The organism is Pseudomonas sp. MWU12-2037, assembly GCF_023242345.1.
GTDB classification, from domain to species: domain Bacteria; phylum Pseudomonadota; class Gammaproteobacteria; order Pseudomonadales; family Pseudomonadaceae; genus Aquipseudomonas; species Aquipseudomonas gingeri_D.
The window spans coordinates 96,398-122,416 of the sequence record NZ_JALLIZ010000019.1; the positions used below are offsets into that span (position 1 = coordinate 96,398).

General features: G+C 62.6%; 26 protein-coding genes. 14 read left to right on the forward strand and 12 right to left on the reverse strand.

From position 1 onward, the window contains the following. The first annotated feature begins 9 nt into the window (after positions 1-9). Positions 10-1,545, forward strand: coding sequence for a SulP family inorganic anion transporter (locus M5B42_RS26275; RefSeq protein WP_248747454.1), 1,536 nt, complete (start codon positions 10-12; stop codon positions 1,543-1,545). A gap of 209 nt (positions 1,546-1,754) precedes the next feature. On the opposite strand, the gene M5B42_RS26280 is transcribed toward M5B42_RS26275, so the two are convergent. Then, positions 1,755-2,405 carry a hypothetical protein gene (locus M5B42_RS26280; RefSeq protein ID WP_248747455.1) on the reverse strand — a complete coding sequence of 217 codons (651 nt, stop codon included), beginning with the start codon at positions 2,403-2,405 and terminating at the stop codon, positions 1,755-1,757. Positions 2,406-2,777: 372 nt separating this feature from the next. Between M5B42_RS26280 and coxB the strand changes: the two genes are divergently transcribed. The 4 genes from coxB to M5B42_RS26300 all read left to right on the forward strand — a co-directional run bounded on the left by coxB (position 2,778) and on the right by M5B42_RS26300 (position 7,065). After that, positions 2,778-3,908 (forward strand): cytochrome c oxidase subunit II, encoded by a 1,131-nt coding sequence (gene coxB / locus M5B42_RS26285; RefSeq protein WP_248747456.1) that lies wholly within the window; start codon positions 2,778-2,780, stop codon positions 3,906-3,908. Between the two features lie 82 nt (positions 3,909-3,990). Then, positions 3,991-5,589 carry a cytochrome c oxidase subunit I gene (ctaD, locus tag M5B42_RS26290; RefSeq protein ID WP_100939988.1) on the forward strand — a complete coding sequence of 533 codons (1,599 nt, stop codon included), beginning with the start codon at positions 3,991-3,993 and terminating at the stop codon, positions 5,587-5,589. A gap of 3 nt (positions 5,590-5,592) precedes the next feature. Next, positions 5,593-6,141 carry a cytochrome c oxidase assembly protein gene (locus tag M5B42_RS26295; RefSeq protein WP_103496254.1) on the forward strand — a complete coding sequence of 183 codons (549 nt, stop codon included), beginning with the start codon at positions 5,593-5,595 and terminating at the stop codon, positions 6,139-6,141. Between the two features lie 33 nt (positions 6,142-6,174). Continuing rightward, the gene (locus tag M5B42_RS26300; RefSeq protein WP_103496255.1) at positions 6,175-7,065 is read left to right on the forward strand and encodes a cytochrome c oxidase subunit 3; all 891 of its coding nucleotides are present in this window, start codon (positions 6,175-6,177) and stop codon (positions 7,063-7,065) included. 20 nt (positions 7,066-7,085) lie between these two features. Here the strand turns inward: M5B42_RS26300 and M5B42_RS26305 are convergent, their stop codons facing one another. Then, a complete protein-coding gene (locus M5B42_RS26305) occupies positions 7,086-7,289 on the reverse strand; it encodes a twin transmembrane helix small protein (RefSeq protein ID WP_100939991.1) in 204 nt (67 codons plus the stop codon). Between the two features lie 71 nt (positions 7,290-7,360). Here M5B42_RS26305 and M5B42_RS26310 point away from each other — a divergent pair, with 71 nt between their 5' ends. From M5B42_RS26310 to M5B42_RS26330, 5 genes are read left to right on the forward strand one after another with little or no spacing between them, the layout of a single operon-like run. Beyond that, positions 7,361-8,107: an SURF1 family protein gene (locus M5B42_RS26310; RefSeq protein ID WP_152736535.1), complete on the forward strand. Its 747-nt coding sequence runs from the start codon at positions 7,361-7,363 to the stop codon at positions 8,105-8,107. Continuing rightward, a complete protein-coding gene (locus tag M5B42_RS26315) occupies positions 8,073-8,666 on the forward strand; it encodes a hypothetical protein (RefSeq protein ID WP_103496257.1) in 594 nt (197 codons plus the stop codon). The genes M5B42_RS26310 and M5B42_RS26315 overlap by 35 nt, the downstream gene beginning before the upstream one ends. Positions 8,667-8,676: 10 nt before the next feature. Continuing rightward, positions 8,677-9,756: a COX15/CtaA family protein gene (locus M5B42_RS26320; protein WP_248747457.1), complete on the forward strand. Its 1,080-nt coding sequence runs from the start codon at positions 8,677-8,679 to the stop codon at positions 9,754-9,756. Beyond that, positions 9,744-10,643 (forward strand): heme o synthase, encoded by a 900-nt coding sequence (gene cyoE, locus M5B42_RS26325; protein WP_248747458.1) that lies wholly within the window; start codon positions 9,744-9,746, stop codon positions 10,641-10,643. Before M5B42_RS26320 ends, cyoE begins: the two co-directional genes overlap by 13 nt. Then, on the forward strand, positions 10,640-11,275 hold the full coding sequence (locus tag M5B42_RS26330; protein ID WP_248747459.1) for an SCO family protein: 636 nt from the start codon (positions 10,640-10,642) through the stop codon (positions 11,273-11,275). The genes cyoE and M5B42_RS26330 overlap by 4 nt, the downstream gene beginning before the upstream one ends. Positions 11,276-11,278: 3 nt before the next feature. On the opposite strand, the gene M5B42_RS26335 is transcribed toward M5B42_RS26330, so the two are convergent. Beyond that, positions 11,279-11,704: a VOC family protein gene (locus tag M5B42_RS26335; RefSeq protein WP_103496261.1), complete on the reverse strand. Its 426-nt coding sequence runs from the start codon at positions 11,702-11,704 to the stop codon at positions 11,279-11,281. Positions 11,705-11,809: 105 nt separating this feature from the next. Between M5B42_RS26335 and M5B42_RS26340 the strand changes: the two genes are divergently transcribed. Continuing rightward, positions 11,810-12,670, forward strand: a complete 861-nt coding sequence (locus M5B42_RS26340) for a LysR family transcriptional regulator (protein WP_152736531.1) — start codon at positions 11,810-11,812, stop codon at positions 12,668-12,670. Between the two features lie 134 nt (positions 12,671-12,804). Here M5B42_RS26340 and M5B42_RS26345 read toward each other — a convergent pair whose 3' ends face one another. The 3 genes from M5B42_RS26345 to M5B42_RS26355 form a co-directional block, all read right to left on the reverse strand. After that, positions 12,805-13,578: a MetQ/NlpA family ABC transporter substrate-binding protein gene (locus tag M5B42_RS26345; protein ID WP_103496263.1), complete on the reverse strand. Its 774-nt coding sequence runs from the start codon at positions 13,576-13,578 to the stop codon at positions 12,805-12,807. A gap of 67 nt (positions 13,579-13,645) precedes the next feature. Further along, positions 13,646-14,320, reverse strand: coding sequence for a methionine ABC transporter permease (locus M5B42_RS26350; RefSeq protein ID WP_248747460.1), 675 nt, complete (start codon positions 14,318-14,320; stop codon positions 13,646-13,648). Next, positions 14,320-15,327: a methionine ABC transporter ATP-binding protein gene (locus M5B42_RS26355; protein WP_103496265.1), complete on the reverse strand. Its 1,008-nt coding sequence runs from the start codon at positions 15,325-15,327 to the stop codon at positions 14,320-14,322. The genes M5B42_RS26350 and M5B42_RS26355 overlap by 1 nt, the downstream gene beginning before the upstream one ends. A 485-nt stretch (positions 15,328-15,812) precedes the next feature. Between M5B42_RS26355 and M5B42_RS32210 the strand changes: the two genes are divergently transcribed. Further along, complete coding sequence (locus M5B42_RS32210; protein WP_248747461.1) at positions 15,813-17,834, forward strand: ricin-type beta-trefoil lectin domain protein; 2,022 nt, start codon at positions 15,813-15,815, stop codon at positions 17,832-17,834. Positions 17,835-17,892: 58 nt separating this feature from the next. Here M5B42_RS32210 and M5B42_RS26365 read toward each other — a convergent pair whose 3' ends face one another. Genes M5B42_RS26365 through zur form a run of 4 tightly spaced genes read right to left on the reverse strand, consistent with a single transcriptional unit; the run spans position 17,893 to position 20,698 of the window. Then, positions 17,893-18,609 (reverse strand): PA5502 family lipoprotein, encoded by a 717-nt coding sequence (locus M5B42_RS26365; protein ID WP_103496267.1) that lies wholly within the window; start codon positions 18,607-18,609, stop codon positions 17,893-17,895. 37 nt (positions 18,610-18,646) lie between these two features. After that, positions 18,647-19,435, reverse strand: a complete 789-nt coding sequence (gene znuB / locus M5B42_RS26370) for a zinc ABC transporter permease subunit ZnuB (protein WP_100940005.1) — start codon at positions 19,433-19,435, stop codon at positions 18,647-18,649. Continuing rightward, a complete protein-coding gene (gene znuC / locus M5B42_RS26375) occupies positions 19,428-20,216 on the reverse strand; it encodes a zinc ABC transporter ATP-binding protein ZnuC (protein WP_103496268.1) in 789 nt (262 codons plus the stop codon). The genes znuB and znuC overlap by 8 nt, the downstream gene beginning before the upstream one ends. Beyond that, a complete protein-coding gene (zur, locus tag M5B42_RS26380) occupies positions 20,216-20,698 on the reverse strand; it encodes a zinc uptake transcriptional repressor Zur (protein ID WP_103496269.1) in 483 nt (160 codons plus the stop codon). Before zur ends, znuC begins: the two co-directional genes overlap by 1 nt. 66 nt (positions 20,699-20,764) lie before the next feature. Here zur and M5B42_RS26385 point away from each other — a divergent pair, with 66 nt between their 5' ends. Beyond that, positions 20,765-21,685 carry a zinc ABC transporter substrate-binding protein gene (locus M5B42_RS26385; protein WP_248747462.1) on the forward strand — a complete coding sequence of 307 codons (921 nt, stop codon included), beginning with the start codon at positions 20,765-20,767 and terminating at the stop codon, positions 21,683-21,685. Between the two features lie 90 nt (positions 21,686-21,775). On the opposite strand, the gene M5B42_RS26390 is transcribed toward M5B42_RS26385, so the two are convergent. Both M5B42_RS26390 and M5B42_RS26395 read right to left on the reverse strand, forming a co-directional pair. Then, entirely contained in the window at positions 21,776-22,726 is a 951-nt protein-coding gene (locus M5B42_RS26390; RefSeq protein WP_152736529.1) for a homoserine kinase, read from the reverse strand. A 56-nt stretch (positions 22,727-22,782) separates the two neighbouring features. After that, on the reverse strand, positions 22,783-23,073 hold the full coding sequence (locus tag M5B42_RS26395; protein WP_103496272.1) for a DUF2782 domain-containing protein: 291 nt from the start codon (positions 23,071-23,073) through the stop codon (positions 22,783-22,785). A 74-nt stretch (positions 23,074-23,147) separates the two neighbouring features. Between M5B42_RS26395 and polA the strand changes: the two genes are divergently transcribed. Further along, complete coding sequence (gene polA, locus M5B42_RS26400; protein ID WP_248747463.1) at positions 23,148-25,967, forward strand: DNA polymerase I; 2,820 nt, start codon at positions 23,148-23,150, stop codon at positions 25,965-25,967. Positions 25,968-26,019: the final 52 nt, after the last annotated feature.

Below are 26,019 nucleotides of genomic sequence, written 5' to 3' on the forward strand. Positions count from 1 at the left end.
AGATTGATCATGCGTGCTGCACAACTGAAAGCGGTTTTGCCACGGGAGCTATTGGCTTCCGTGGTGGTATTCCTGGTGGCCCTGCCGCTGTGCATGGGGATCGCCATCGCGTCCGGCATGCCGCCGGCCAAAGGGCTGATTACCGGCATCATCGGTGGATTGGTGGTGGGCTGGCTGGCGGGTTCGCCGTTGCAGGTCAGCGGTCCGGCCGCGGGCCTGGCGGTGCTGGTGTTCGAACTGGTGCGCGAGCACGGCATGGCCATGCTCGGGCCGATCCTGTTGCTGGCCGGCGTATTGCAATTACTGGCTGGCCGCCTGCGCCTGGGCTGCTGGTTCCGGGTGACCGCCCCGGCGGTAGTCTACGGCATGCTTGCCGGGATCGGTGTGTTGATCGTGCTGTCCCAGGTCCATGTGATGCTCGACGGCTCTCCCCTACCCTCGGGGCTGGACAACCTGCTGGGCTTCCCCGCCGCTGTGGGCCAGGCGTTTTCCGGCGAAGGTAGCGGCTGGCAGGCCGGTGCGCTGGGCCTGGGAACCATCCTGGTGATGTGGCTCTGGGACAAGCGCAAACCCCATGCCCTGCGCTTTGTTCCGGGTGCACTGCTTGGCGTGGGCCTGGCGACCCTGGCGAGCCTGCTGCTGGCGCTGTCGGTCAAGCGCGTGGAAGTCCCCGCCAACCTGGCCGAGGCCATCGACTGGCTGCGGCCCGCCGACCTGCTCAACCTGGCCGATCCCAACCTGCTGATCGCGGCTTTTGCCGTGGCCTTTATCGCCAGCGCCGAAACCCTGCTCTCAGCCGCCGCCGTTGACCGCATGCACGACGGCCAGCGTTCGGACTTCGACCGCGAACTGTCGGCGCAGGGGGTGGGCAACATGCTCTGCGGCTTGCTCGGGGCGCTACCCATGACCGGGGTGATCGTGCGCAGTTCGGCGAATGTCCAGGCCGGTGCCCGGACCCGCCTGTCGACGATGTTCCATGGCTTGTGGCTGCTGGCCTTTGTGCTGCTGTTGTCCAGCGTGCTGCAAAGCATTCCGGTGGCGAGCCTGGCGGGTGTGCTGGTGTATACGGGCATCAAGCTGGTGGACCTCAAGGTCTTTCGCGGCCTGGGGCGCTACGGGCGCATGCCGATGCTGACCTATGGGGCCACGGCCCTGGCGATTGTCTGCACTGATCTGTTGACGGGTGTGTTGATCGGTTTCGGCCTGACCCTGGCGAAGCTGGCCTGGAAAGCCTCGCGCCTGAAAATCAGCCTGGTGGACTTGCCTGCCGAGGGTGAGATGGAGCTGCGCCTGCTGGGAGCGGCGACCTTTCTCAAGGTGCCTGCGCTGACCCGGGTGCTGTCGACGGTTCCCACGGGCACGGTGGTGCACGTGCCGCTGGGCAACCTGAGCTATATCGACCACTCTTGCCTGGAGTTGCTGGAGGAGTGGGACCGCGCCAACCGGGCCAAGGGTTCGCGATTGGTGATCGAGGCCCATGGCTTGAAACGGCGCCTGGAAGGGCGGCTGCGGACCACCAGCGGTATCGGTTCCGCCGCAGCCTGACGATGGTAAAACGCCACAAAACCTGTAGGAGCCGAGCTTGCTCGCGATCGGGCGCGCAGCGGCCGCAATCCGGCTGACTCGGTGTGCCAGATGCACCGCATGCGCAGGTTTTACGACTGCTGCGCAGCCGATCGCGAGCAAGCTCGGCTCCTACAGGAGAGCGCGTCGGCAGCGGATCGCGTTCGCTTGCGATCAATAGCGTTGTCGGTTCAAGCGCCCGGCTGCTCCAGCTCCAGCCCCACGCCCAATTGGCGCGACAGGCACGGCCAGCGCTTCCACGCCGCCTCGGTGTCCGGGCTGTGCAGGCGCTCGCGATAGGTTTCCACCGACTCCAGGGCAAAACTTTCTTCATTGAGCATCTCATCGACCGCGTGATGCACCGCTTCATCCAGCTGGTTGGCGAACGTCTCGCCGATCAACTGGTGGGCGATCAGGTTGGCCACGGTAATGTCCGAGGGAATCAACGGCTGGCCGAAATGCTTGATGTACAAGTCATTGACCTCCTCCACCAGGCGATGCGCCAGATAGGCTTCGTCCAGCAGGCCGTCGAGCCCGACATGGCCTTCCAGGATCGCCGGGGGCTGCAGGAAAAACTGCTCGGCGATTTTCAGCACCGGCTTGATCTGCGACTCGATACCGGCTTCGCGCGCTACTTCATTGGCCGCATCCAGCAGGTCGGGAACCAGGTCGATATAGGCTTTGACAAACCGGGTCAGCACGCCTTTGGCGTCAACATCCGGCAGTTGAATAGCGGGGTGAAGGTGCGGCAATTGAACTTCAAGTTGACGCGTCAACTGGCCACTACCGGCCTCGTGTTGATGGGCACGTTGAATCTGCTCGCGCAATGCGGCGGTGTTCATGAAAACTCCAGGGGGGGACGGCAAAGGGAAAATAGGGAGAGTACAAAGTAGCTGGGTTATAAAAGATGTTCAGACGCATTTGTAATAATTATTTCATGCTTATATGCGTGGGTTATATCGGTTTGCCGTCATTTCTGCTCTGCCCCAGGTAATTCGTGGCCTCCAGCCTGATGCAAAGTCGCCTTCAGTTCATTTCCCAGATCGCATGGCGCTGTCCCGGTCGCTGTCTATACTCGATTTCGTAGGGAGTTAGCTGTTGACGCCCGGCAGCTGTTGCAGGCCCGGCCGAATGGTCCGCTTACGCAGTACGACCATTCCCTTGGCCGCAGGTGAAAGCCGGCGGGATAACAAGAACGATAAGGGGAACCCGCAATGATGCGACATCCACGAGTCTGGATGGGCCTCCTGTTGTGGTCGATATTCAGTCAGGCGCATGCCGCCTGGACCGTGAATATGGCGCCAGGAGCGACGGAAGTCAGTCACGAGATCTTCGATCTGCACATGACCATTTTCTGGATCTGTGTGGTGATCGGCATCATCGTGTTCGGTGCGATGTTCTGGTCGATGATCATGCACCGACGCTCCACCGGCCAGGTGGCGGCCAAGTTCCATGAAAGCACCACCGTGGAAATCCTCTGGACCATCGTGCCCTTGCTGATCCTGGTGGTCATGGCGATTCCCGCGACCGCCACGCTGATCAAGATGTATGACACCAGTGAGTCGGACGTCGATATCCAGATCACCGGCTATCAGTGGAAATGGCACTACAAATACCTGGGCCAGGATGTCGAGTTCTTCAGCAACCTGTCCACCCCCGCCGAACAGATGCATAACCAGGTGCCCAAGGGCGAAAACTACCTGCTGGAAGTCGACCAGCCGCTGGTCTTGCCGGTGGGCGCCAAGGTGCGTTTCCTGGTGACCTCCGCCGACGTGATCCATTCCTGGTGGGTGCCGGCCCTGGCGGTCAAGCGCGATGCCATTCCGGGGTTCTTCAACGAAGCCTGGACCCGGATCGACAAGCCCGGCCTCTACCGCGGGCAATGCTCCGAACTGTGCGGCAAGGACCACGGTTTCATGCCGGTGGTGGTCGATGTCCGCACCAAGGCCGACTACGACAGCTGGCTGGCCGATCGCAAGGCCGAGTCCGCCAAGCTCAAGGAACTGACCAGCAAGGAGTGGACCCTCGACGAGCTCAAGGAGCGCGGCGACAAGGTCTACCACACCACCTGCGTGGCCTGTCACCAGGCCGAGGGCCAGGGCCTGCCGCCGATGTTCCCGTCACTCAAGGGCTCGAAAATCGCCACCGGTCCCAAGGAAGACCACCTGCACCGGGTGTTCTTCGGCAAGCCGGGCACGGCCATGGCGGCCTTCGGCAAACAGTTGTCGGAAGTCGATATCGCCGCCGTCGTGACCTACGAACGCAATGCCTGGGGCAACAACAAGGGCGACATGGTCACGCCCAAGGAAGTCCTGGCACTGAAGCAGGCGGAGGGCAGCAAATGAACAGCTCCGTTGCGTGTTCGCTGAACCGGTCGGAGCCGAGGCTCCCGGGCCAAGCCGTTCCCCCGTTTGCAGGAGACAGGACATGAGTGCAGTGATCGATGACCATGGCCATGGCGGCCACGATGAGCACGCCGCCCACGGTCCCGCCAAGGGCCTGATGCGCTGGGTGCTGACCACCAACCACAAGGATATCGGCACGCTGTACCTGTGGTTCAGCTTCGCCATGTTCCTGCTCGGCGGCTCCTTCGCCATGGTGATCCGCGCCGAGTTGTTCCAGCCGGGGCTGCACATTGTCGAGCCGGCGTTCTTCAACCAGATGACCACCATGCACGGCCTGGTGATGGTCTTCGGCGCGGTGATGCCGGCCTTCGTCGGCCTGGCCAACTGGATGATCCCGCTGATGATCGGCGCGCCGGACATGGCCTTGCCGCGGATGAACAACTTCAGCTTCTGGCTGTTGCCGGCGGCCTTCTCGCTGATGGTCTCGACCCTGTTCATGCCCGGCGGCGGGCCGAACTTCGGCTGGACCTTCTATGCGCCGCTGTCGACCACCTACGCGCCCGAAAGCGTGACCTTCTTTATCTTCGCCATCCACATGATGGGCATCAGTTCGATCATGGGCGCGATCAACGTGATCTCGACCATTCTCAACCTGCGTGCGCCGGGCATGACCCTGATGAAGATGCCGCTGTTCGTCTGGACCTGGCTGATCACCGCGTTCCTGCTGATCGCGGTGATGCCGGTGCTGGCGGGTGTGGTGACCATGATGCTGATGGATATCCATTTCGGCACCAGCTTCTTCAGCGCCGCCGGTGGCGGCGATCCGGTGCTGTTCCAGCACGTGTTCTGGTTCTTCGGCCACCCCGAGGTGTACATCATGATCCTGCCGGCGTTCGGCGCGGTCAGTGCGATCATCCCGGCGTTTTCCCGCAAGCCGCTGTTCGGCTACACCTCGATGGTCTACGCCACGGCGAGCATCGCCTTCCTCTCGTTCATCGTCTGGGGCCACCATATGTTCGTGGTCGGCATTCCCCTGGTCGGCGAGCTGTTCTACATGTACGCGACCATGCTGATCGCGGTGCCGACCGGGGTGAAGGTGTTCAACTGGGTCAGCACCATGTGGCAAGGTTCGCTGACCTTCGAGACGCCCATGCTGTTTGCGGTGGCCTTTGTCATCCTGTTCAGCATCGGCGGCTTCTCCGGGCTGATGCTGGCGATGGCGCCGGCGGACTTCCAGTACCACGGCACCTATTTCGTGGTGGCGCATTTCCACTACGTGCTGGTGCCGGGGGCGATCTTCGGGATCTTCGCGTCCACCTACTACTGGCTGCCGAAGTGGACCGGTCACATGTACGACGAAACCCTCGGCAAGCTGCACTTCTGGCTGTCGTTCATCGGCATGAACCTGACCTTCTTCCCGATGCATTTCGTGGGCCTTGCGGGGATGCCACGGCGGGTGCCGGACTACAACCTGCAGTTCGCCAACTTCAACATGGTCTCCTCGATCGGTGGCTTCATGTTCGGGGTCACCCAGCTGCTGTTCCTGTTTATCGTCATCAAGTGCATCCGCAGCGGCCCGCCGGCCCCGGCCAAGCCCTGGGATGGCGCGGAAGGCCTGGAGTGGAGCATTCCGTCACCGGCGCCGTACCACACCTTCACCACGCCGCCGGAAGTGAAATAGATCATGGCCGACTCGATCTCGCTCAAGCGCCTGGTCACACGCCTGTTGTTGGTGGTGGTAGCGATGTTCGCCTTCGGTTTTGCCCTGGTGCCGCTCTACGACGTGATGTGCAAGGCCTTCGGGATCAACGGCAAGACCGCCGGGCAGTATGAAGGTGAGCAGGTGGTCGACCTGTCGCGCAAGATCGGCGTGCAGTTTCTCTCGACCAATGCCGTCGACATGGTCTGGGAGTTCTATCCCAAGGCCAACCAGTTGACCGTGCACCCCGGTGCCGTCAACGAGATGCTCTTCGTGGCCTACAACCCCACCGACCATGTGATGAAGGCCCAGGCCATCCCGAGCATCGCCCCGGCGAATGCGGCGGTGTATTTCCACAAGACCGAATGCTTCTGCTTCACCCAGCAGACCCTGCAGCCCGGGCAGCGCATCGAGATGCCGGTACGTTTCATCGTTGACCGCGACATGCCCAAGGATGTGAAGCAACTGACACTGGGCTACACGCTGTTCGACATCACCGCCCGCAATCCGCCCGTGGCGGGTACGGGCGGCTAGGACATTTGGCGTGCCCGATAAGGAGAACAATAAATGGCGATTCATGAGCATTACTACGTACCGGCCCAGAGCAAGTGGCCGATCATTGCCACGGCGGGCATGCTGACCACGATGTTCGGTCTGGGCACCTGGTTCAACGACCTGAAGGCGGCGCGCCCGGATTCCCACGGCCCGCTGATTTTCTTCGTCGGCGGACTGCTGCTGGCCTATATGCTTTTCGGCTGGTTCGGCACGGTGATCAAGGAAAGTCGCGCCGGGCTCTACAGCCCGCAGATGGACCGCTCGTTCCGCTGGGGCATGAGCTGGTTCATCTTTTCCGAGGTGATGTTCTTTATCGCCTTCTTCGGCGCGCTGTTCTATGTGCGCAATCTGTCGGTGCCCTGGCTGGCCGGTGACGGTGGCGCGAAAGGGATCGCCCACCTGTTGTGGCCGAACTTCCAGAATGCCTGGCCCTTGCTGAACAACCCCGATCCGAAGCTCTTTCCCGGACCCAGGGAAACTATCAGTCCCTGGGGCTTGCCGCTGCTCAATACCGTGTTGCTGGTCAGTTCCAGCGTCACCGTGACCATCGCTCACCATGCCCTGAAGAACGGCCATCGCGGCGCGCTGAAGATCTGGCTGGCGATCACCGTGCTGCTGGGGATCGCGTTCCTGAGCTTCCAGGCCAAGGAATACATGCATGCCTATCACGAGTTGGGGCTGACCCTGGGCTCGGGCATCTACGGCGCGACCTTCTTCATGCTCACCGGTTTCCACGGTGCCCACGTGACCATCGGCACCCTGATCCTGTTCGTGATGCTGATGCGGGTCATGCGCGGGCACTTCAATGCCGAGCATCAATTCGGTTTTGAAGCGGCCAGTTGGTATTGGCACTTCGTCGACGTGGTCTGGATCGGCCTGTTCGTCTTCGTCTACGTGCTTTGAGCCTTGCCGGGCCAGGGTTCCTACCAGGGCGCCGAGGACACCAGTTGGCCGCTGAAAAAGCCCCAGGTGATCAAGGCCAGGGTGATCACGGCAAGCCCGACCCGCACGGTGAGGGCATGGACCAGGCGCTTGGAGTGCGCGTCGTCCTTCACCAGGAAGAACAGGCCGCTGAACAGGCTGGCCACCGTGGCCAACAGCATCAGGACAATCGCCGCTTTCAACATGGTGAGACTCCGGGGGAGATGCGCATGCAATTGAGTATAGCGAGTCGAATAACGGCCGCAGGAGCGCGCTCATGAGGCGCTTCCAGCCCGGCATCGCGCCGACCCTGGTGGTGCTTGTGCTGCTGCCGTTGCTGGTCTGCCTGGGGTTCTGGCAGCTGAGTCGCAGCGAGCAGAAACGCGTGCTGCTGGAGAACCATGCCCAGCGTCGCACTTCCGAACCGGTGGCGGGCGACCAGTTGAAAGCCATGACCGATCCGGCTTTCCGGCGGGTGCGATTGAGCGGGCAGTTCGACGCCGAACACAGTTACCTGCTGGATAACCGCATGCGCGACGACCGGGTCGGCGTCGAGCTGTTGCAGCCGTTCCACGACGAGGCCAGCGGCCTGTGGCTGCTGGTCAACCGGGGCTGGTTGCCCTGGCCGGATCGGCGCACGCCGCCGGTGTTCAGCACCCCTGCGCAACGGCTGGAGATCGGCGCCTGGGTGTATGTCTCGCCTGGCGCGACCTTCCAACTGGGCAGCGACCCGGCCAATGCGAGCTGGCCACGGCTGGTGACCGCGATCGACCCGGACAAGCTCTGGGCGGAGCTGGGACGCACAGGTTTCAACTACGAACTGCGCCAGGAGTCCGGCCCGGCGGCCTATGAGGCCGGTTGGCCGGTGGTCTCCGAAGGCATGGGGCCGGAAAAACATGTGGCCTATGCCGTGCAGTGGTTCGCCATGGCACTGGCGCTGTTCGGCCTTTATCTCTACCTCGGATGGCATAACGCAAGGGAGAAACACCATGGGAGCGGCCATGAATCCACTGAACACAGCTGAAGCCCCGACCCCGCCACGGCGTGCCCGCGGTCGCTGGCAACTGATCATGATTCTGTTGGTGGTGATCGGCCCGATGGTCCTCGCCACCGGGATGTACAAGTTGCAGTTCTGGGTGCCGGAGAGCCGCAGTTATCACGGCGAGTTGATCGGCAATGGCGAAAGCCGTGCCGACCTGGGCGTGCAGACCGACGAGCAGCGCTGGCAGATGCTGGTGACCGCGCCGGGGGACTGTGCCGCGGACTGCCAGCAACTGGTCTACCTGGCGCGGCAGATCCAGATCGCCCTGGGCCGCGATGCTTCCCGGGCCAGCCATGCCCTGGCGACGGCGCAACCCCTGGAGACGTTCTACGACGCCAAGCTCAAGCGCGAATACCCGCAGTTGCAACGCTACCCGCTGGATCTTGCGGCCTACAACCGGGAGGCCAAGGGCAACGGCGCGGCGCAACTGTGGATCGTCGATCCCCACGGCAACCTGGTGCTGCGTTATGACGCGGGGGTCAACGGCAAGGACCTGCTCAACGACCTGGTGCAACTGTTGAAACTGTCGAATATCGGATGAGGGCATCGTCATGGCCAAACCTGGATTTCGCCTCGCGCTGTTCGCCACGCTGCTGGCGCTGATTGTCGTCCTGCTGGGCGCCTACACCCGCCTGACCCATGCCGGCCTGGGCTGCCCCGACTGGCCGGGTTGCTACGGCTTTATCAGCGTGCCCAAGGGCGAAGTCCAACTGGCCCATGCCGAATTGCATTTTCCCGATACCCCGGTGCAAGCCCACAAGGGCTGGAACGAGATGGTCCATCGCTACTTCGCCGGGACCCTGGGGCTGCTGATCGTGCTGCTGGCCGCACGCTCCTGGCATGAACGCCGGCGTGACGGGCAACCACTGAAGCTGCCGCTGTTCCTGCTGGGAGTGGTCTTCGCCCAGGCGGCCTTCGGCATGTGGACGGTCACCCTCAAGCTCTGGCCCCAGGTGGTCACGGCCCATCTGCTCGGCGGTTTTGCCACCTTGAGCCTGCTGTTCCTGCTGACCTTGCGCCTGTCCGGCGTGCTGCCGGCGCTGGCGGTGCCACGGCGTTTGCAGCGCTGGGCCACGGCCGGGTTGCTGCTGGTGATTCTGCAGATCGCCCTCGGCGGCTGGGTCAGTTCCAATTATGCGGCGGTGGCCTGTATCGACCTGCCGACCTGTCACGGGCAATGGTGGCCGAACGCGGATTTCGCCAACGGTTTCCACCTGACCCAGCATATCGGCCCCAACTACCTGGGCGGCCAGCTCGACAGCGATGCGCGCGCGGCCATTCACCTGACCCACCGCATCGGCGCCCTGTTGGTGACCCTGGTGCTGCTAGGCCTGGCCTGGCAACTGCGGGCGGTGGGCATGACCCGGCTCGCCGGGTTGCTGCTGCTGGCGCTGGCGGCGCAGATCTGCCTGGGCCTGAGCAATGTCTACTTTCATCTGCCGCTGCCGGTGGCCGTGGCGCACAATGCCGGCGGCGCGGCCTTGTTGCTGACGCTGGTGCTGGTCAACTACCACGCGCGTACCGCGCTGGTCCGGGTGCGCGCGCAAGCGCCGGCACGCTGGCGTCTGAGCCCGATCAAAGCGGTCCATGCGCCCATCACGATCAAGGGAGAAATGCCGTGGCGACTGTAATCGGTGAGGCTCAGGCCCAGGCGCTCTGGCGCGACTACCTGGAGCTGACCAAACCCAAGGTGGTGGTGCTGATGCTGATCACCTCGCTGGTGGGCATGTTTCTCGCGACCCGTGCCGGCGTGCCCTGGACCGTGCTGGTGTTCGGCAACCTGGGCATCGCCCTGTGTGCCGGCGGCGCGGCGGTGGTCAATCATGTGGTGGATCGGCGCATCGATGCGCTGATGGCCCGCACCCACAAGCGGCCGCTGGCCCAGGGCCGGGTATCGCCGGCGGCGGCGCTGAGTTTCGCGCTGGTCCTCGCGGTGCTCGGGCAGGCCTTGCTGCTGAGTTTCACCAACCCGCTGACGGCCTGGCTGACCCTGGCGTCCCTGCTCGGTTACGCGGTGATCTACACCGGCTTTCTCAAGCGCGCCACGCCGCAGAATATCGTGATCGGCGGCCTGGCCGGGGCGGCGCCGCCGTTGCTCGGCTGGGTCGCGGCCACCGGTCATGTCAGCGCCGAACCGCTGTTGCTGGTGCTGATCATCTTCGCCTGGACCCCGCCGCATTTCTGGGCCCTGGCCATCCACCGCAAGGAAGAGTACGCCAAGGCGGATATCCCGATGCTGCCGGTGACCCATGGCGAGCATTACACCAAGGTGCATATCCTGCTCTACACCTGTGTCCTGCTGGCGGTCAGCCTGCTGCCGTTCGTGATCCACATGAGCGGCCTGCTCTACCTGGTCTGCGCCACGCTCCTGGGCGCGCGCTTCCTGCACTGGGCGTGGGTGCTGTACCGTGGCAGTCAGCCGCATGCGGCGATCGGCACCTTCAAGTACTCTATCTACTACTTGTTCCTGCTGTTTATCGCGCTGCTTGTCGATCACTACCTATTGTTGAATCTATGACTCGAGTTCAGAAAACCGTTTTTATTCTTGTCGCCGTGGTGGCCCTGGTCCTGGGCCTGACGGTCAACAAAGTGATCCATAACCAGCGCCAGGGCGAGCCCACGGCGATGATCGACGCCGGGATTATCCTGCTGCCCCAGAGCCGTTCGCTGCCCGGGGTGAAGATGACCGACCAGAACGGCCAGCCGGTGCAGGTCGACGAGCTCAAGGGCAAGTGGAGCCTGCTGTTCTTCGGCTACACCTTCTGCCCGGACATCTGCCCGACCACCCTCGCCCAGCTGCGCCAGATCAAGAGCGAGTTGCCCAAGGACGTGGTCGGCCAGTTGCAGGTGATCCTGGTGAGCGTCGACCCGAACCGCGATACGCCGCAGCAGCTCAAGCAGTACCTGGGGTATTTCGATCCGGATTTCCGCGGGCTGACGGCGGGTTCGATCGACGACCTGCAGAAGGTCGCCAATGCGCTGAGCATTCCGTTTATTCCGGCGGACACCAGCAAGCCCAACTACACCGTCGACCATAGTGGCAACCTGGCGATCGTCGGGCCGGACGGTACCCAGCGCGGCTTTATCCGCGCGCCGCTGAACAACCAGAAGCTGGTGGCGCAGTTGCCGGGGTTGCTCACGCGCAGGTAGCCGCTATTTGGCAAACATCTGCCCGATATCCTTGAAGGCCTTGAACTCCAGGGCATTGCCGCACGGGTCGAACAGGAACATGGTTGCCTGTTCACCCACCTGCCCCTTGAAGCGCACGTAGGGTTCGATCACGAACCGGGTGCCCTTCTCTTTCAGGCGCTCGGCCAGGGCTTCCCAGGTTTCCCATTCCAGCACCACGCCGAAATGCGGTACCGGCACGTCGTGGCCGTCCACCGGGTTGCTCAACGCCTGTTCCTGGGCCGCCGTCTTGGCCTGGTAGTGAATCACCAACTGATGACCAAAGAAGTCGAAGTCCACCCAGTGATCGCTGCTGCGTCCTTCCGGGCAGGCAAAAACATCGCCGTAGAAATGTCGGGCCGCGGCCAGGTCATGGACCGGGATTGCCAGGTGGAAGGGTGAAAGCGCCATGTCGGATACCAGGCTGGGGGAAGGAGCTTTCAGTGTAGCGATGATTATTTTGCTGAAAAGCGCATATTCTTGTTTCCGAGCCCGACTATTTTTGTTGAGTAAGCCATGCTTCGTGAACTCAAGACCTTTATCCGCGTTGCCCGCGAAGGCACCTTTGTCGCCGCCGGCCAGCAGGTGGGGCTGACCCAGTCGGCGGTCAGCGCGCAGATGCGCGTGCTGGAGCAGAACCTCGGGGTGCGCCTGTTCGACCGCAGTGGGCGGGCCGCCGTGCTGAATGCGGCGGGTCGCCATGCGCTGCCCCTGGCCGAGCAGATCCTCGCCTTGTACGGGCAGATGGCCCTGTCGACGAGCGCCGCCGAGTGGCAGGGGGAGTTGCGTATCGGCGCCATTGCCACGGTGCAGACCGGTTTGTTGCCCCAGGCCTTGCCGCGCTTTCGCCAGGCGGCGCCACGGGTGGAGTTGAAGCTGGTGCCGGGCGTTTCCCTCAATCTGCTGGGCCAGGTGGATGCCGGTGAGCTGGACCTGGCGCTGTTGATCAAGCCGCCGTTCGAGCTGCCCAAGGAGTTGCTGGAGATTCCCCTGGCCAGCGAGCCCTTTGTGTTGATCGCGCCGCTGCATCTGCCGGGTGATGACCCGCTGCAATTGCTCGCCGAGCAGCCGTTCGTACGGTATGACCGGGCATCCTTTGGCGGGCGGCTGGTCAGTCAGTTTCTGCGGGAACAGCGGATACAGGTACGCGATGCGCTGGAGCTGGATGAGCTGGAAGCGATTGCGCGGATGGTGGAGTGCGGGCTGGGGGTGTCGCTGGTGCCACGGGCGGGACTGTGGTTGCAGCGGGCGGATCAGTTGCGGGTGATCGGGTTGGGCGAGCTGACTTTCGAGCGGCAGTTGATTGCGGTGTTGCGTCGCGCCCAGCGGCAGCCGGCGCTGGATTGTCTGCTGGAGTGTCTGCGTCAGCCGGTATAACGGCCTGTTCGATTCCTTGCAAACGGCACCAACCCTTGTAGGAGCAGGGCTTGCCCGCGGCCCTGAAGGCCACTAAAAGCTTCGCGGGCAAGCCCTGCTCCTACAGGAACGGTGTTCGGTCTTAACTGTGTGGCTTAGAACGCCGGTACGATCGCGCCCTTGTACTTCTCGAGGATGAAGGCTTTCACTTCAGGGCTGTGCAGCGCCGCGACCAGCTTCTTCATCGCGTCCGAATCCTTGTCGTCCTCGCGGGCCACCAGGATGTTCACGTACGGCGAGTCGCTACCCTCGATGATCAGTGCGTCCTTGGCCGGGTCCAGCTTGGCTTCCAGGGCGTAGTTGGTGTTGATCAGGGCCAGGTCGACCTGGGTCAGCACGCGCGGCAGGGTGGCGGCTTCCAGTTCGCGGATCTTCAGGTCCTTGGTGTTCTCGACGATGTCTTTGGGCGTCGACAGGATGTTGGTGGCGTCCTTCAGCTTGATCAGGCCGGCTTTCTGCAGCAGCAGCAGGGCGCGGCCGCCGTTGGTGGCGTCGTTCGGGATCACCACATTGGCGCCGCCTGGCAGGTCGGCGAGTTTCTTGTACTTGCTGGAGTAGGCGCCCAGCGGCTCCACGTGCACGCCGGCAACGCTGACCAGGTGGGTGCCCTTGCTCTTGTTGAACTCATCCAGGTACGGCTGGTGCTGGAAGAAGTTGGCGTCCAGGCGTTTCTCGGCCACTTGCACGTTCGGTTGCACGTAGTCGGTGAAGACCTTGACCTTCAGGTCCACGCCTTCCTTGGCCAGGGCCGGTTTGACGAACTCGAGGATTTCCGCGTGGGGGACCGGCGAGGCGGCAACGGTCAGGGTTTCGGCGGCGTGGGCCGAGAGGGCGGCAACGGCGGCAAAGGCAGCAATCAGTTTTTTCATCGAACGACTCCATGTGAGGGGCGCATGCCGGCCTGGGGCCGGCTTATTCAGGTGTAAAAGGCGGATTTTACTTACGGGAAAAGTGCACCACCAGCCGGTCGCCGATGCTCTGCAGCACCTGCACCAGGACGATCAGCATGATCACCGTGACCACCATGACATCGGTCTGGAAACGCTGGTAACCATAGCGGATCGCCAGGTCGCCGAGGCCGCCGGCACCGACCACACCGGCCATGGCGGTATAGCTCACCAGGGTAATGGCGGTCACGGTAATCGCCGCGAGAATGCCCGGCCGGGCTTCCGGCAACAGCGCATTGAGAATGATCTGGCGGGTGGTCGCGCCCATCGCCTGGGTGGCTTCGATAATGCCCCGGTCGACTTCGCGCAGCGCGGTTTCCACCAGCCGCGCGAAGAACGGCGCGGCGCCGATCACCAGCGGCGGGATGGCCCCGGCCACGCCCAGGGAGGTGCCGGTGAGAAGCACGGTGAACGGAATCATCACGATCAGCAGGATGATGAATGGCAGCGAGCGCACCACGTTCACCACGAAGGCCAGGATCGCGTAGGTAGCCTTCTGCTCCAGCAACTGGCGCGGGCTGCAGAGGAACAACAGGATCCCCAGGGGCAGGCCCAGCAGGATGGTGAACACCAGCGAGGTGCCGAGCATCAGCATGGTATCGCCTGTGGCTTCCCAGATATCCGCCCAGTCGACGTTGGCGAAGAAACTCAGAAACAGGTCCATCAGCGCAGTACCTCCATATGGACGTCGGCGGCGGTGAAGCGCGCGAAGGCGGCCTCCATGTCGCCGCCGGTGACGGCGAGCGTCAGTTGCCCATAAGGGGTGTCCTTGATGCGGTCGATGCGCCCGGCAAGGATGCTGTAGTCCACGCCGGTTTCACGGGCGACGGTACCCAGCAGCGGCGCGTAGGTGGCTTCGCCCTGGAAGGTCAGACGCACTATACGGCCCGGCACATGGGCGAAGTCGTCACGCTGCTCGCTTTCGTCGATCTGTTCGTCTTCCTGGACGAAGCGGCGAGTGGTCGGGTGCTTGGGGTGCAGGAACACCTCGGCCACCGGACCCTGTTCGACGATCACGCCGGCATCCATCACCCCGACCACGTCGCAGACCCGGCGGATCACGTCCATTTCATGGGTGATCAGCACGATGGTCAGCTTCAGCTCGCGATTGATCTCGGCCAGCAGTTGCAGGACCGACGCGGTGGTTTGCGGGTCGAGGGCGCTGGTGGCTTCGTCGCACAGCAGGATCTTCGGCTTGGTCGCCAGGGCGCGGGCAATGCCGACCCGCTGCTTCTGGCCGCCGGACAACTGGGCCGGGTATTTCTTCGCGTGGTCGGACAGGCCGACCCGTTGCAAGAGTTCGGCGACCCGCTGGTCGATCTCGCGCCGGGACAGCTCGCCGGCCAGGGTCAGCGGCAGCGCGACGTTGTCGGCCACGGTCTTGGAGGCCAGCAGGTTGAAGTGCTGGAAGATCATCCCGACCTGTTGGCGGAAACGCCGCAGGCCATTGGCGTCGAGCGCCGTGACCTCTTCGTCGTCGACGATGATCTGGCCGCCGCTGGGGGCTTCCAGGCGATTGATCAGACGCAGCAGGGTACTTTTTCCTGCGCCGGAATGACCGATCAGGCCGAAGACCTGGCCGTTCTCAACCCGCAGGTTGGTGGGGTGCAGGGCGGGAATATCCTTACCGGCGACCCGGTAGGTTTTATGGACGTTATGAAACTCGATCACGTAGCGAACCTTGTGGGGCGCAATGGAAAAAGGTCAGCGGTTAGCCGGGCGGGCATTTTAGCCTGTCCGTATAGGTCGTCTTAGCATTTATTTCGCATTCTACCTTTAATTTGGGCATATCTCGATCAGCGGCGGTCGTCGCGCCGGGCGCCGTCGAGTGGCGGTATTGGCTGGCAGTCTCCCCATCAGCGGGTAACGGGTTTACATCGATTGTGCTGTGTTGTGTAGGAGGTTTCTTTTGTGTGAAGTTCAGGGTCTTATAGTAGCGAGTGGATCCAATTCGGCTTCTGGATGTTAATATTTTGAATCGGCTTTTTCCGAGACTTGTTGTTTTTGTTCAAGTAGGCTTTTAACTAATCCGGCTCCCGAAGTGGGGTGTTATCTTCGGGTGTTACAAGTTTCTTGATTGAAATTTGTGAATTGAGTGTTTAGCCGGAAAGCAATGGATGGCCTTAGTCGTTTTATTTGTTTGACACGGAATTTCCGTGTTTCCGATAAGTTTGGAAACAATAAATAAGGTGATCGCATTGAAACCACTCAAGACCATGGTTATGGGTTTGCTTGCCCTGTCGATTCATAATATCGCAGCCGCCAGTGATAGTTCGACGGGTTCGTCGAGCGCCCAGAATATTATCTCCTCTCAAAAACTGCTGATGTTCGGCCCCCCTTCCGCACAGGTGCTTCCGGAGACGTTTGAGGCCTGGCCACGCCTGATGGCCGATGCCCTGGAGCCCGAGGAGATAGAGCGGCAGCGGGCAGGTATTGCTTTGGCTTATCTGGATATCGCGGCCGTTACGCAAGATGAGGACGTTCAGGCCAAGGTGGGTCAGCTGTTTGCCGAGCAGATACCTGTTTTGCTGAAAATGGACGGTGATAATGCCGAGTTGAAGGGGCAGGTTGCCGCTTTGTTTGGTATCGCCGGTTCCTCGCGCTATACGCTGTTTTACCGAAAAAATAACGCCCAGGTAGAGGTCCAGGGTTTCGATGATTTGAACACGCAGGAACAGATTGCCGCACTCGAAGAACAAGTGCTGAAGTGGCAGTCCGGGCAAGATGGGCATACGGCCACTGAGGCGGAAGAAGGCGTCGCGACATTACAGGGATCGGCAGAACATCTACCTGCCGGTGCTCCGGTGCAAGTAAGTTCTTCGGATTTTACAGCGGTGCCGAGCCTGACATTCAACTTGTCTCAAACGGGCCGCAGGGGTGAAGTCTCGACATTGGCCAATATCGAGATCATCAGAAGTGCCCTGCGCGCTCAAGACAAGAAGTTCATTATTATCAAGGGTAATCCGACGACGATTAAATCGGAGAGAAATGGCATTCTCACACCGATACCCGGTGTCAGGAATCTCTGGGCCTCCTATCTGCCCCAGACGTACCGGGTAAGCCATGTGGTCGAGGCCGCCGGTGCCGGTCCGGGCCTGGTGAGATTTGCTCCCCCGAGTGATGGCCGAACGGAGTTCAGTTACAACGAGACGCAGACCCGTGGTTTCACCATCGGTGGCTCGGTAGGTGCCGAATTCGGACCCGGAGCGACGGATAAGGCCACCTACGTGGCCAAATCCCCTTTCAGTCTGGGTGCCAGTTATGAGCACACCAATAGCAAAACCCTGGCGACCAGCTTCAAGGACTACTCGTTGTTGGCATCGTCAAATAACCGCGGCGCGCATTGGGTGGCCCCCATCGCACCTCGTCTCAGAAGTGCGTTGATTGACAGGGTCACCGCCAACGGGCCGATTCTGACAGAGAGTCGCATGACGCCGATGATGCGCCAGGCCAGCCTGGAAACCTACAGTGTCTGGGAGTTACCGGGCAGTTACAGCGGCAATGCGAAAGTGATAGTCGGTGCCGGCTATGACCTCCAACTGGATGAATGGTGGCGGGATCGGACCCAGATCAAGAAGAGGAGCGAATTGGTCAACTATGCCCATAACAGTGAGTTTGTCCTGGATTTATCAAGCCCTTACCTGACTCGCGAGATGTCGGTGCTTATCCGCTCCCAGGACGGTGCCGGAAGATGCCTGGTCGAGTCGGGGAGCACGGTGACGCTTGCCGCGTGCAATGCCCAGCAAAAAAGCCATCTATGGGGACTCGACTCGGAAAGTCGTTATGTAAACCGTGGGTCTGGAAAGTGCCTTGCGTTGCAGGAGCGCTCGGGTGCGCTGTCGACTGAAACCTGCCGTATCGACAATCGCCAACAATGGGAGTGGCGTGCCGACCGGATTCATTCGCTCTATAACCTGGACTGGCGGCTGTTTGTCCAGGGGACGCGACCCTCGGCAAAGCCGGACGGCTCGATGGCCTTCGACGATGTGCCGGTCAACGCCTTCAACCGCTTCAATATCCCGTGGGCCAGTTATCCCGGAGCGCCTTCGGCGGGCGACGTGATGCCCAACGAAAATGGTGTTTCACCGCAGGTCAGCCCGGACTGGGTCTCGACCTACAGAAACCCTATCGATGCACGTCAGCGGTGGCGTATCGAGATACTGCGTGATGGGCTGTAATCGCGGGCTCGGATAATGTTTCACCCGCCGCTTGAGGAGCAAGCGGCGGGCGCCGGCTTCAAGGCTTGCGTGGGCTCAAGACCACCTGGGCCTTCACCTGCCGGTCGATCTGCTTGTCGATCGTCAGCGCAAAATCGGCATCGAGCTTCTTCACACGTTTTTCCAGCAAGGTCGCCAGCCACGGGTAATCCTGGGTGCGCGGCACCTGGAAGGTCACCGTGCACTGGTAATTCACCACGTCCGCCGCCAGCGCATCCATCTGTTTGCGCAGTTGCGCAATGTCCTGGATGTTCAGGGCAATGGTGCTGCTCTCGGCGCTCGGGTCGATCAAGCGCGCCGCCGGCTTGGCTTCGGCAGCCTTGAGTGCGGCCTCGGCCTTTTCCAGCTCGGCCTTGCGTGCCTGGGCAATCGCACCGTTGACCCCGCCGGTCAGGGCCGGTGCCTTGGGCATCAGTGCCCGGGCACGGCTCAGGGCCGTGGCGGCGGCGTTGACGTCGCCTTTTTGCAGGACGATCTGGCTGCGTTGCAAATAGGCTTCGGCCAGCTGCCGCTGGTAGGTCACCCATTGGGGATCGTCCGGCGACTGCGTCTGCAAGGCACCCAATTGGTCCTCGGCAGTGGCCAGTTCATTGCTGCTGATGCTCTGCTCCAGCGCGGCGATGGCCGCGACCCGAGCGTCGGGCACCGAGGTGTCCACCGGCGGGGTGCTCTGGCAGGCGCCCAGCAGCAGGGAAAATGCGACAAGGAGCAGATAACGGGAGGCGAACGGCTTCATTCCTGCGACTCTCTAATTGCGCAAAAAACGAGCAAGTCTACACCCCTCTGCGTGGCAGGACAAAACTCAGCAGAAACAGGCCGGCGGCCGTGACCACGATGGACGGCCCCGCCGGGGTGTCCTTGAACCAGGACAGCGCCAGACCACCGCACACCGCGAGCATGCCGAGCAGGCTGGCACCCAGGGCCATCTGCTCCGGCGAACGGGCGTGGCGCTGGGCGGCGGCGGCCGGGATGATCAGCAAAGAGGTGATCAGCAGCACGCCGACGATCTTCATCGCCACCGCGATCACCACCGCGATCAGCAGCATCAGGGCCATGCGCAACGACGCCACCGGCAGGCCTTCGACAGTGGCCAGCTCTTCATGCACGGTGATCGCCAGCAGCGGCCGCCAGAGGCTGATCAACAGCACCAGCACCGCCGCGCTGCCACCGAGGATCCAGTACAGGTCAGTGGTGCTGATGGCCAGCAGGTCGCCGAACAGGTAACCCATCAGGTCGATCCGCACTTCATGCATGAAGCTTAGTACCACCAGGCCGAGGGACAAGGTGCTCGGCGCGAGAATTCCCAACAGGGTGTCGGAGGCCAGGGGCTGGCGTTGTTGCAGGGTCACCAGCAGCACCGCCAGCAGCAGGCAGCCGACGGTCACCGCCAGGGTCGGGCTGACATCCAGCAGAAAGCCCAGGGCCACGCCGAGCAGGGCCGCGTGGGACAGGGTGTCGCCGAAATAGGCCATGCGCCGCCAGACCACGAACGAACCCAACGGGCCCGCCACCAGCGCCAGGGCCAAGCCTGCAAGCAGGGCGTAGAGCAGGAAATCAGCCATGCTTGCAGCTTTCTCCATGAACGTGGGTGTGGGCCGCCGGGGCCGCGTCGCTGACCACGGCGCCATGCAGGTCGTGGGCGTGGTCATGGTGGTGGTGATAGATCGCCAGGCTCTGGGCGTTCTGCCCGAACAGCTCGACGAAGGCCGGGTCGCCGCTGACCTGCTCGGGATGGCCGGAGCAGCAGACATGGCGATTGAGGCAGACCACCTGGTCGGTGGTGCTCATCACCAGGTGCAAGTCGTGGGAGACCATCAGTACGCCGCAGCCGTGGCGGTCGCGCAGGCGGGTGATCAGGCTGTAGAGCTCGGCCTGGCCGGCGACATCGACGCCTTGCACGGGTTCGTCGAGCACCAGCAGTTGCGGTTCGCGCAACAGCGCGCGGGCCAGCAGCACCCGCTGCATTTCGCCGCCGGAGATGCTTTGCACCGGGCTGTCGATCACCTGTTCGGCACCGACTTCGCCCAGGGCCGCCATGGCCCGCGCGCGGTCGACGCCCGGCACCAGGCGCAGGAAGCGCAGCACCGACAGCGGCAGGGTCGGGTCGACATGGAGTTTCTGCGGCATATAGCCGACCCGCAGTTTCGGCTTGCGCCAGACCGTCCCGCGATCCGGCTTGAGCAGCCCGAGCACGGCGCGCACCAGGGTGGTCTTGCCGGCGCCGTTGGGGCCGATCAGGGTGACGATCTGCCCGGGCTCGACGCTCAGGTGGATATTGTCGAGCACATTCTGCCCGGCAAAGGTCACGCCCACCTGCTCGAGGCGAATCAGCGCAGTGCTCATCAGGCCCCCTGGCAACCCGAGCAGAGCCCGATCACTTCGACGGTCTGGGCCTCGACGGCGAAACCGACGTCGCGGGCGCTGCCGATAATGGCGTCGCTGATGGCTTTTTGTTCCAGCTCGATGGCGGCGTGGCACTGGCGGCAGATCAGGAATTGGCCCTGGTGGGCATGTTCCGGATGGTTGCAGCCGACAAAGGCGTTGAGCGAGGCGATGCGATGGACCAGGCCGTTGTCCAGCAGGAAGTCCAGGGCGCGGTAGACGGTCGGCGGCGCGGCGCGGCGGCCGTCCTGCTCGCTCAGTACCGCGAGGATGTCATAGGCGCCCAGCGGCTTGTGGCTCTGCCAGACCAGCTCGAGCACCCGCCGCCGCAGGGCGGTCAGGCGCAGGCCCTGGCGTGCGCACAGGGCATCGGCGTCGGACAGCGCGCTGTGCACGCAGTGAGAGTGATCATGGGGACGACTGGCGAGAGGGGTTTTGGGCATGAGCGGCGACGGCGTTTGTGAGAGACGTTATTATGTTACCTGTTCCTGCCGCCTTGAGTGTTCATCGTGCCCCGTCTTTTTGCCTTTTTTGTCGTGATCAGTGCCAGTTTGTTGGTGATTTCCCCGGTTCAGGCGCAAGTCAGCGTACTGACCAGCATCAAGCCCCTGCAGTTGATTGCCGCCGCCGTGCAGGAGGGCGTCGACACCCCTGAAGTACTGCTGCCGCCGGGCGCTTCGCCGCACAACTACGCGTTGCGGCCTTCCGATGTACGCAAGGTGCAGTCGGTGGATTTGCTCTACTGGATCGGCCCGGACATGGAAAGCTTCCTGCCCCGGGTGCTCAAGGGCCGCAGCCTGCCAACCGTCGCGGTGCAGGACCTGGCGGGGATGAAGTTGCGCCGGTTCGCCGAAGATAGCCACTCCCACGCTGAAGATGCCGACGAGCATGATCACGATCATCGCCCGGGCACGCTGGATGCGCACCTGTGGCTATCGACAGTGAATGCCCGGGTGATTGCCGCGCGCATGGCCGCGGACCTGAGTGCGGCCGATCCGGCCAATGCGCAGCGCTATCAAGGCAACGTGAAGGCCTTCGATGCGCGGCTCGATGCCCTGGATGCGCGGTTGAAGGCGCGTCTGGCGGATGTGGTGGGCAAGCCGTACTTTGTCTTCCATGAGGCCTTCGATTACTTCGAGGATGCCTATGGGCTCAAGCACACCGGCGTGTTCAGCGTGGCCGCCGAAGTGCAGCCGGGCGCCCAGCACGTGGCGGCGATGCGCACGCGTTTGCAGGAAGTGGGCAAGACCTGTGTATTCAGTGAGCCGCCGTTGCGTCCGCGCTTGGCGGAAACCCTGGTGAGCGGCTTGCCGGTGAAGCTGGCCGAGCTGGATGCCCTGGGTGGCTACACGCCGGCGTCGGCCCATGGCTATGAGCAGGTGCTGGAGAAACTCGGCAATGACCTGGCGGGATGCCTGGAGCACTTGTAGGAGCGAGCTTGCTCGCGATGGCCGTCAACGATAACGCGGGGAACCTGATGCCCCGCGGCGCCTGGACTACCATCGCGAGCAAGCTCGCTCCTACATTGCGAACGGCAACGAGCAGCTGACCTGCTGGCGCTGGGCCAGGCGGCGCTGGAATTCCATGGGGTCATGGATCAGCACGTCCTGCCCGGCAAAGGACTCGGCGGCAATCAGCCGCGACAGCCAGAAACGTACACAGCCCACCCGCAACATGGTCGGCCACAACTCGGCTTCACTCGCGGTAAACGGCCGCAGACCGGCATACGCACCCAACAGTGCCCGGGCCCGTTGCCCGTCGAGTACCCCGGCGTCATCCGAACACCAGTCGTTCAAGGCAATGGCCACGTCGTAGAGCATCGGCCCGGAACAGGCGTTGTAGAAGTCGATCAACCCGGTCAGGTGGGTGCCTTCGAACATTGCATTGTCGCGGAACAGGTCGGCGTGCAGGTTGGCCCTTGGCAGCGCGAGGATCTGCGCCTTGTACCGGCCAATCTCCTCCAGCGCCGCTTGCAGCAAGCCGCGCGCCTCCTCGTCCAGGTGCGACTTCAGCTTCTCGCCCTCTTCGAGCATCCAGTCCAGGCCGCGATCGGTCTTGCGCTCTATGATCCTGTCACGGGTCGCCAGGTGCAGATGACCGAGCAGCTCGCCGACCTGGGCGCAGTGCTGGGCGTTGGCCACCTTGATGTGCTTGCCGGCCAGTCGCGGTTGCAGCAACGCCGGCTTGCCGGCCAGTTCGCGCAGGGCCTGGCCGTCGGTGGTGCGCAAGGCATAGGGAACCGGCAGGTCGGCGTCATGCAGCACGTCGAGCAGTTCGATGAAGAACGGCATTTCCTGCACCGGTCCGCGTTCAACCAGGGTCAGGACGTATTCACCCTTCTCCAGGCTGATGAAGAAATTGGTGTTTTCACTGCCGGCGGCAATTCCCTGGAAATCGAGCAGACGACCGAGCCCATAAGGGGCGAGAAAGGTTTCCAGCTCGGGCCGAGCCAGGGGGGTGAACACAGACATGGTTAAAACTGCCAGTACGGGCGCCGCTCAAGGCGGCGCCGATTAAAGTTAAGGGCTTACTTCCACTCGAAGATCTTCCACGCTGGAATCAGCATATCGGGCTGGTCCGAGCGGATATAGTTTGCATCAGTACCATCGGCACGGACCAGAAAGTAGGGCTTGCCACCTTTGGGGGTGACCTTGATGGCGTACAGAAAGCCATTTACCCGGTATTCCTGGATCGTTTTGTCACCTTCCGTGTGAATCGTCACTTCTGGTTCGGCTGAAGGCGCATCCGACGCGGCCATGACGGCCAGCGGCGCGAGCGCAAGCAAGCCGCCCAATAACAGGCGATTGAGTTTACGCATGATAACCTTGTCCCTTTGTCGTCAACGGTCCGGCTATTCTAGCGCCGCACCCGCCGAAAAGGTTGATCGTACTCATGAACCAAGCTCCTCTCGTCCTGGTGGACGGTTCTTCCTACCTGTATCGCGCCTTCCACGCGATGCCGCCGCTCACCACGTCCAAGGGGTTGCCCACCGGGGCGGTCAAGGGCGTGCTGAACATGCTCAGAAGCCTGCGCAAACAGTATCCGCAAAGCCCCTTCGCGGTGGTTTTCGACGCCAAGGGCGGGACCTTTCGCGATGAAATGTATGCCCACTACAAGGCCAACCGCCCGAGTATGCCCGACGATATGCGCGTGCAGATCGAGCCGTTGCACGCCAGCGTGCGTGCCATGGGGTTCCCGTTGCTGTGCGTGGAAGGCGTGGAAGCCGACGATGTGATCGGCACCCTGGCCCGCAGTAGCGCGGCCGCTGACCGTCCGGTGGTGATCTCCACCGGTGACAAGGACATGGCGCAGTTGGTCGACGGGCACATTACGCTGGTCAACACCATGAACGAAACCTCGATGGATGTGGAGGGCGTAAAGGCGAAGTTTGGCGTCGCTCCCGAGCAGATCATCGATCTGCTGGCGTTGATGGGTGACTCTTCCGACAACATTCCCGGAGTCAAGGGGGTCGGCGAGAAAACCGCCGTGGCCTTGCTGGTGGGGGTCAACGGTGGTTTGAAAGAACTCTACGAGCAGCTCGACCAGGTGCCGAACCTGCCGATTCGCGGGGCCAAGACCTTGCCGGCCAAGTTGCTTGAGCACAAGGAGATGGCGTTCCTGTCCTACCAGTTGGCGACCATCAAGGTCGACGTGCCGCTGGAGATCGGCCTGGACGACCTGCACTTGGGCGAGCCGGATCGGGAAAAGCTCGCCGAGCTGTATGCCGAGCTGGAATTCAAGAGCTGGATCGACGAGTTGCAGCGTGAAGCCAAGCGCATTGAGTTGGCCGCTGCGGCGGCGCCTGCGGCGGACAACGCCGGGCTCTTCGACGCCGGGCCGGCGGACGCTGCCCCGCCAGTGGCCGAGGCTCCCAGTGAGCCACAATACGAAACCATCCTCGACCAGGCCCGCTTCGATGCCTGGCTGGAGAAACTCAAGGGCGCCAAGCTCTTTGCCTTCGACACCGAAACCACCGGGATCGACGCGCAGCAGGCGCAGTTGGTCGGTGTTTCCTTCGCCGTACAGGCCAATGAAGCGGCCTATGTGCCGCTGACCCATTCCTACATCGATGCGCCGCAGCAACTGGATCGCGACAGCGTGTTGCGGGCCTTGAAGCCGCTGCTGGAAGACCCGGAAAAGCTCAAGGTCGGCCAGCACGCCAAGTTCGACATGAATATCCTCGCCAATTGCGCCATCGGCGGCGACCCGGCGTGCGGTATCACGGTGCGCGGCATCGCCTTCGACACCATGCTCGAGTCCTACGTGCTCAATGCCACGGCGACCCGGCATGATATGGACAGCCTGGCGAAGAAGTACCTCGACTACGACACCGTCAGCTTCCAGGACATCGCCGGCAAGGGCGCCAAGCAACTGACCTTCGACCAGATCGCCCTGGAACAGGCCGGGCCCTATGCCGCCGAAGATGCCGACGTGACCTTGCGCCTGCACCTGGCCTTGCACGAGCAACTGGCCGCCGTGCCGAGCCTGCTCAGCGTGCTGACTGATATCGAAATGCCGCTGGTGCCGGTGCTGGCGCGGATCGAGCGCCAGGGCGCGCTGGTGGATGCCGATTTGCTCGGCGTGCAGAGCATCGAGCTGGGCAAGAAGATGGTGGAGCTGGAGCGCGAGGCGTTCGTGATCGCCGGCGAAGAGTTCAATCTTGGCTCGCCCAAGCAGTTGGGCGCGATCCTCTACGAAAAACTCGGCCTGCCGGTGCTGAAGAAGACCGGCAAGGGGCAGGCGTCCACGGCTGAAGAAGTACTGGCCAAGCTGGCCGAGGATGACTATCCGTTGCCCAAGGTGCTGATGCAGTACCGCTCCATGAGCAAGCTGAAAAGCACCTACACTGATCGCCTGCCGGAACAGATCAATCCGCGTACCGGGCGTATCCACACCTCCTACCACCAGGCGGTGGCGGCCACCGGACGCTTGTCCTCCAGCGATCCGAACCTGCAGAACATCCCGGTGCGCACCGCCGAGGGCCGGCGCATTCGCCAGGCGTTCATCGCGCCGAAGGGCTACAAGCTGCTGGCAGCAGACTATTCGCAGATCGAACTGCGGATCATGGCCCACTTGTCCAAGGACGAAGGCCTGCTCAATGCCTTCCGCCACAACCTCGACGTGCACACGGCGACGGCGGCGGAAGTGTTCAAGGTCGAGTTGGGCGCGGTGACGTCCGACCAGCGCCGTAGCGCCAAGGCCATCAACTTCGGCCTGATCTATGGCATGGGCGCGCAGAAGCTGGGCAAGGACATCGGCGTCGACACCAAGACCGCCAAGGCTTACATCGACGTGTATTTCGCTCGCTACCCGGGGGTTCGCGAATACATGGAGCGCACCCGCGGCCAGGCCTCGGAGCAGGGTTATGTCGAAACCCTGTTCGGGCGTCGGCTGTACTTGCCGGAGATCCACTCCAACCGGCCCCAGGAGCGTGCCGGCGCCGAGCGCACGGCGATCAACGCGCCGATGCAGGGTACGGCGGCGGACATCATCAAGAAGGCCATGGTGGCGGTGGATAACTGGCTCTGCGAATCCGGCCTGGATGCCCGGGTCATCCTCCAGGTGCACGATGAACTGGTGCTGGAGGTGCGTGAGGATCTGGTGGAAGAGGTCAGCGAGAAGATTCGCGCCTACATGAGCGGCGCGGTGCAGCTGGATGTGCCGTTGCTGGTGGATGTGGGCGTGGGCAACAACTGGGATGAGGCGCACTGAGTCCGACATTTGCCGCGGCATGGCGTCGCGGCAAAACACCATCGAAAGGCCA